1 protein-coding gene is annotated in these 611 nt (G+C 46.2%); it reads left to right on the forward strand.

What is annotated here, in order from left to right:
* Positions 1-14: 14 nt before the first annotated feature.
* On the forward strand, positions 15-611 hold a 597-nt coding region (locus ACTHUT_RS21535; RefSeq protein ID WP_440419850.1), incomplete at its 3' end, for a nicotinamidase.

Genomic DNA, 611 nt, shown 5'->3' on the forward strand with positions numbered 1-611 from the left:
GGTTACATTAATCCATGATTGTTTCTATCGATGTAGATGCACAAAAAACGTTTACACCTTTGTGCCCGAAAGAATTGCCTGTTGCCGAAGGTCATCTGATTGCGGATGAACTCAATGCCCAAGCTGCATTGGCGGATTTACGTGTAATGACGAAAGATGCGCATCATGCCGCGGCAAAATGGCTTGTGGATAATCCTGTTGATATGTTGAAACCGACGGGTTTGCCCGATGCGGATTTGACTTGGGTGTCGCATGCGATGGTTGGAACATATGGCTATGAATTGTTGGATGGCCTGCCCTCAGCCAAAGAATACGATTATTGCGTTTGGAAAGGCGTCGATCCTGAGTTACATCCTTACGGTGCATGTTTTCACGATATTGAAGAAAAGCTCAGTACAGGTTTGATCGAATGGTTGCGCTGTCAAAATGCAGATATGGTCATTGTCGGCGGTTTGGCAACGGATTATTGTGTGAAGACAACAGTTTTACAGTTGCTTAAAGGCGGGGCTTGGAAAGTCATCGTCAATCGGGCGGCTTGTCGCGGCATTACTCCAGAAACGGTTGAATCTGCATGGCAGGAAATGCATTCTGCCGGGGCTATTATTTTAGAA

The organism is Neisseria sp. P0022.S010 (assembly GCF_051956635.1).